General features: G+C 68.4%; 8 protein-coding genes. 1 reads left to right on the plus strand and 7 read right to left on the minus strand.

From position 1 onward, the window contains the following. The coding region (locus RMO85_RS01850) for a hypothetical protein (protein ID WP_310526111.1) at positions 1-377 on the plus strand (377 nt) is incomplete at its 5' end. A gap of 114 nt (positions 378-491) precedes the next feature. On the opposite strand, the gene RMO85_RS01855 is transcribed toward RMO85_RS01850, so the two are convergent. The 7 genes from RMO85_RS01855 to RMO85_RS01885 form a co-directional block, all read right to left on the minus strand. Then, a complete protein-coding gene (locus RMO85_RS01855) occupies positions 492-1,253 on the minus strand; it encodes a DivIVA domain-containing protein (protein WP_310526113.1) in 762 nt (253 codons plus the stop codon). A 144-nt stretch (positions 1,254-1,397) separates the two neighbouring features. Continuing rightward, positions 1,398-1,691 carry a YggT family protein gene (locus RMO85_RS01860; RefSeq protein WP_310526115.1) on the minus strand — a complete coding sequence of 98 codons (294 nt, stop codon included), beginning with the start codon at positions 1,689-1,691 and terminating at the stop codon, positions 1,398-1,400. A gap of 6 nt (positions 1,692-1,697) precedes the next feature. Further along, positions 1,698-2,189, minus strand: coding sequence for a cell division protein SepF (locus RMO85_RS01865; protein ID WP_310526117.1), 492 nt, complete (start codon positions 2,187-2,189; stop codon positions 1,698-1,700). 67 nt (positions 2,190-2,256) lie between these two features. Continuing rightward, positions 2,257-2,955, minus strand: a complete 699-nt coding sequence (locus tag RMO85_RS01870) for a YggS family pyridoxal phosphate-dependent enzyme (RefSeq protein WP_310526119.1) — start codon at positions 2,953-2,955, stop codon at positions 2,257-2,259. Next, entirely contained in the window at positions 2,952-3,650 is a 699-nt protein-coding gene (locus RMO85_RS01875) for a polyphenol oxidase family protein (RefSeq protein WP_310526121.1), read from the minus strand. The genes RMO85_RS01870 and RMO85_RS01875 overlap by 4 nt, the downstream gene beginning before the upstream one ends. After that, on the minus strand, positions 3,651-4,853 hold the full coding sequence (gene ftsZ / locus RMO85_RS01880; RefSeq protein ID WP_310526122.1) for a cell division protein FtsZ: 1,203 nt from the start codon (positions 4,851-4,853) through the stop codon (positions 3,651-3,653). It lies immediately after the preceding gene. 206 nt (positions 4,854-5,059) lie between these two features. Continuing rightward, positions 5,060-5,421, minus strand: a 362-nt coding sequence (locus tag RMO85_RS01885) for a cell division protein FtsQ/DivIB (protein ID WP_310526124.1), incomplete at its 5' end; no start/stop codon positions are given.

Genomic DNA, 5,421 nt, shown 5'->3' on the forward strand with positions numbered 1-5,421 from the left:
TGGTCGGCGGAGCCTTCTTCGCCGGCGGCGCCGTCTTCGCCGCCGGTGCCGCCTTCTTCGCCGGTGCCGCCTTCTTCGCCGGTGCCGCCTTCTTGGCCGGTGCCGCCTTCTTGGCCGGTGCCGCCTTCTTCGCCGGTGCCGCCTTCTTCGCCGGTGCCGCCTTCTTCGCCGACGGTGCGGCCTTCTTCACAGGGGCAGCCGACCTGGGAGCCGCGGCGGCCGCTGTCGTCGTGGTCGCGCCACGTCGACCGATCACCTTCTTGGCCGCTGCCGCAGCGGTGCCGGCGAGGGACTTGCGAGTGCTGCGTGCCATGGAAGGGGCCTCCTGGTTGGCCATCAGTCGTGTGGTCCGAGCCACATACGTGGCAGGAGGGTAGTCGTTGGCGGAGCGCTGCTCCAAACGGCTCGCCCAAGCGCGCGAGAACGGCCGGCCCCAGATCGGGACCGGCCGTTGTCGACGTGCGTGTGACAGGTGGCGAGCAGGGGGCTGCTCAGCCCTCTTCTTCACCCAGGATCGAGCGCAGACGCTTCGGCGCAGGAGCATCGCCGGTGGGGATCTCCGCCACCGATGAGTTGCCCTGCAGCGACTCCAACTGCTGGCTGAAGTAGGTCTTGAGACGCGAGCGATATTCACGCTCGAACGAACGCAACGTCTCCACCTCGGAGTTGAGCTTGTCGCGCTCCTTCTCCAGCTCACCGAACATCTGCTGACGACGCTCGGCGGTCTCCGAGTCGAGCATCTGCGAACGCTGGCGAGCGTCGGCCTCGAGGCGGTCAGACTTGGTCTTGGACTCGGACTCGAGGCGCTCGGCCTTGGTGCGGGCTGCACCCACGATCTTGTCGGCCTCGTTCTTGGCTTCTTCGACAAGCTCGTCCGCGTTGCGCGTGGCCAGCTCGAGCAGACGAGCCGCAGCGTTGGACGCCTGCGGAACCGTCTCCACCCGGATCGTCTCGACGCCAGCGACCGGAGCAGCAGCCAACGGGGCCGGGGTGGGGACGGGAGCCGGAGCCGGCTTCTCCTCCTTCACCGGCTCGGGGGCGGCGACCGGGACCGGTGCCGGAGCCGGAGTCGTCGAAGCGCCCGACTGGGCAGCAGAGAGCTTGGACCGCAGGTCCTCGTTCTCCTTGGTCAGCCTGGCGAGCTCCGATTCCACCTCGTCGAGGAACTGGTCGACCTCTCCCATGTCATAGCCCTCGCGGAGGCGGACAGGAGTAAAGCGCTTGTTGCTCACGTCCTCAGGCGTCAGCGGCATGACCTCACCCAAACTTTCACGTCGGCGAACTGATTAATAGATCGAAAACACTGTGCACGTATTGCCTGTGCAACCACACACACTAGACCCCGTAGCGGGTCCAGTGTCAGTGACCCTTGTGACTGGTGGTTCTGGTCAACTTCCTCACAACAGCGTCATGGCAATCAATCGCAGGAGCAGGTAGGCCGCAACCATCACGATCAGGAAGCTGAGATCGAGGGCGAAGTTGCCGATCCGCAGCGGCGGGATCACGCGGCGCAGCGCCTTGACCGGCGGGTCTGTGACCGAGTAGACGCTTTCGAGGATCACCAGGAGAACACCGCGCGGCGACCAGCTCCTGGCGAAGACCTGCACCCAGTCCACGATGAAACGGACCCACAGGAACGCAATGAAGATCCAGACCGCGACGTAGAGGATCTCGCCGACGATGAACGACACGTGCACTCAGCTCTGGTTGAAGAAACCGTTCTCCGCGATCCGCTCCTTGTCCTCGGTGGACACCGAGACGTTGGGCGGGGAGAGCAGGAAGACCTTGTTGGTCACGCGCTCGATGCTGCCACGGGTGGCAAAAATCAGGCCGGCCGCGAAGTCGACAAGACGCTTGGCGTCGTTGTCGTCCATCTCGGACAGGTTCATGATGACGGGCGTGCCGTCGCGGTAGTTCTCGCCGACGAGGCGTGCCTCGTTGTAGTTGCGAGGGTGCAGGGTGGTGATGCGGCTCAACTCGGCAACCACTCCAGGGGTGACCGAGGCCGGGCGCCGGCGCTCGGAGAGGTCGGACACAGGGGTCGGGCGACGGTCGCGAGAAGCCGGCACGGGGCGCTCATCCACCGCGTCGTGCTGGCTGGTCTCGTAGTCGCCGTCGAACTCGTCGTACTGACCGGAGTCCTCGAGCAGGCCGAGGTACTCGCCGATCTTGCGCATTGCGCCGCTCATGACAGTGGTCCTCCGGTTGCCGCGGCGCGCGTGCGCGCTCGCGAGTTGTGTACGTCTGTTCGGCACATTACTGGACCAGCACCCTCGGACCGAGGACCGCGGAGCCGACACGCACGCGTGTCGCGCCGTGTCGGATGGCGGCCTCGAGATCGTTGCTCATGCCAGCGGAGAGCTCGGTGGCCCTCGGGTGGGTTCGCAGGAAGTCCGTGCGGATCGCGGCGAGCCGGCCAAAGGCGACGTCGGGGTCCTCCCCGAGCGGCGCCACGGCCATCAGTCCGCGCAGCCGCAGCGACCCGGACGACTCCACTGCTGAGGCCAGCGCCGCAAGCTGCGCGGGATCCGCTCCTGCGCGATGCTCGGCCCCGGGCGGATCGAGACTGACTTGCAGGAGAACGTCGACACCATGGCCGCGCTCGTGCGCGCCGCGCTGCAATCCCGCCACCAGCTTGACCCGGTCGACGGACTCGACGACGTCGGCGTAGGAGGCGACCGCGGCGGCCTTGTTGCTCTGCAGGCCGCCGATGAAGTGCCAACGCAGGGACAGGTCAGCACACTCGGCCGCCTTCGCAGCGGCCTCCTGGTGCCGGTTCTCCCCCACGTCCGTCACGCCGAGGTCGGCGAGGATGCGCACGTCGCTCGCCGCGAAGAACTTGGTGACCACAGTGAGGGCGACGTCGTCCGCGCCGCGGCCGGCCGCAAGGCAGGCGGCTTCGATGCGGCGGCGCAGCACGTCCAGGCTCTTGGCGAGCTCGTCGGCGCGCGTCATGGGAGCCACACGAGGCCAGCGAAGCGACCGGCGCCCGCCCCGTCGCGCCGGTGGGAGTGGAGCTCGGGATCCTCGCGGGTGCAGCGGCCGATCTCGATGACGGTGGCTCCGGCGCGCTCGAGCTGGGCACGCACGCCCGCGCCGAGGTCGAGAGCCGGCGTCCCCCACGAGGTCACGGCGCTCGACTCGGGCACCGCGGCGACGACCTCGTCGCGCATCACGGCGGGCACCTCATAGCAACGACCGCAGATGTAGGGCCCGATCCAAGCCGTGATCCGGGAGGCGCCGATCTCACGCATGGCCTCGACGGTGGCCGTGGCGATGTCCAGCACCGTGCCCAACCGTCCGGCGTGGGCGACGCCGATCACGCCAGCCGTGGAATCGGCGAGCACCACCGGAACGCAGTCGGCCACGCGCACCATCAGGCCGACGCCGTGCAGGCTGGTCACCTGGGCGTCCGCGTGGGGTACGGCGTCGACCGGTCCGGCGACCGGCACGGTCGTGATCGTGGCGACGTCGTTGCCGTGGAACTGCGAGAGCCGGGCGACGGGGACACCGATCGCGTCCTGGAGTGCTGCCAGGGCGACGTCGAAGCCGGGCTTCTCGCCCTGCAGGTCGAGGGTGGAATCGGTGAAGGCCACGTCGACCCGGGACGTGGTCGACGTGGCCCTCAGCGAGTCTCGGAAGACGAACACTTACTTCAAGAAGTCCGGCACGTCGAGGTCGTCGTCGTCGAACTGCACCGGCCGGCTCGGCCTGGGCGCAGCAACCGGCGGCAGGGGCTGCGACGAGGACTGGCCGGGCGCCGGGCTCGACGACGTGCGACCGACCACCGAGTCGGGCGTGGTGGACCTGCTCGCCGCCACCTCCTGGGCGGCAGCGCGCGTCTCGGCCTGCGTCTGCACCGGCACGCTCGGCCGCAGGACGTTGCCCTCGGTGCGTCGCTTGGGCATGCCACCGTCGAACCCGGCCGCGATGACGGTCACCCGCACCTCGTCGCCGAGTGCATCGTCGATGGTCGCACCGAAGATGATGTTGGCCTCGGCGTGCGCAGACTGCGACACCAGAGCGGCCGCCTCATTGATCTCGAAGAGCCCCAGGTCGGAGCCGCCGGCGATCGAGAGCAGCACGCCGTGCGCGCCCTCGATGGACGCCTCGAGCAGTGGGGAGGAGACAGCCTGTTCGGCCGCCTGCACAGCGCGGTCCTCGCCACGGGCCGAGCCGATGCCCATCAGGGCGGACCCGGCGTTGGCCATCACGGACTTCACGTCGGCGAAGTCGAGGTTGATCAGGCCCGGGGTCGTGATCAGGTCGGTGATGCCCGAGACCCCCTGCAGCAGCACCTGGTCGGCCTGCTTGAACGCATCGAGCACGGAGACGTTGCGGTCGCTGATCGACAGCAGTCGGTCATTGGGGATGACGATGAGGGTGTCGACCTCTTCGCGGAGCTGGCTGATGCCCTCCTCCGCGGCGTTGGCACGACGCCTGCCCTCGAACGCGAACGGGCGGGTCACGACACCGATCGTCAGCGCACCCAGCGAGCGGGCGATGCGGGCGACCACCGGGGCGCCACCGGTGCCGGTGCCACCACCCTCGCCCGCGGTCACGAACACCATGTCGGCGCCCTTGATGACCTCTTCGATCTCGTCGGCGTGGTCCTCGGCGGCCTTGGCGCCCACGTCGGGGTTGGCGCCGGCGCCGAGACCACGGGTGAGCTCGCGGCCGATGTCGAGCTTGACGTCGGCGTCGCTCATGAGGAGGGCCTGGGCGTCGGTGTTGATCGCGATGAACTCGACACCCTTGAGGCCGACGTCGATCATCCGGTTGACGGCATTGACGCCGCCTCCACCGATACCCACGACCTTGATGATCGCCAGGTAGTTCTGTGCTGCTGCCATGGCTGCAGGCCTCTCGTGAAATGGGGGTCGTTACTGGGTTCGGGGAAGTCGTCCGGCCGACCTGACTGGCCCTCGGCGGCCGCGGAACTCTAACGGTCAACCTGAGGGTTATAGTTATGTCAACCTCGCGTTGGAGATGACTGTAAGCACGCCGACGCGGCGACCCGGGCCGACACGCCGCCACCTGTCGATGTGGCGGAGATTTCTCAGCGGGTCGTCGGGTTGCCGGGCACGCTGACGTCGTACACGGTCGCGTCCTGCACGTCGAGGAGCTCCGTCAGCACCCTCGCCTTCAGGTCGCTCTCGTCCGCACTCCCCCACTGCACCTCGCGACCGTCGCGCAGCACCAGGCTGATCTGGTCGATGGTCTGCACCTCGACGTGGTCCACGCGGGCAGCCAGGTCGTCGGGCAGCGCGGAGACGACCGCCGCCGCCTCCTTGAGGGCGTCGGTGCCGGTCGAGGTGGTGGGACGGACCCGGGGCAGTCCCTTCGGCACGGACGTGTAGTCACGAAAGACGATCCCGTCGGCGTCCAGCCCGCGCACCGTGCCCGCCAGCTCCACCACCG

It is taken from the genome of Nocardioides sp., from assembly GCF_031422975.1.
GTDB lineage: Bacteria > Actinomycetota > Actinomycetes > Propionibacteriales > Nocardioidaceae > Nocardioides.

Excerpts from the sequence above, each read along its gene's own strand:
- ftsZ (WP_310526122.1), bottom strand. The coding sequence starts at position 4,853 with ATGGCAGCAGCACAGAACTACCTGGCGATCATCAAGGTCGTGGGTATC.
- RMO85_RS01870 (WP_310526119.1), bottom strand. The coding sequence starts at position 2,955 with ATGACGCGCGCCGACGAGCTCGCCAAGAGCCTGGACGTGCTGCGCCGC.
- RMO85_RS01865 (WP_310526117.1), bottom strand. The coding sequence starts at position 2,189 with ATGAGCGGCGCAATGCGCAAGATCGGCGAGTACCTCGGCCTGCTCGAG.
- RMO85_RS01855 (WP_310526113.1), bottom strand. The coding sequence starts at position 1,253 with ATGCCGCTGACGCCTGAGGACGTGAGCAACAAGCGCTTTACTCCTGTC.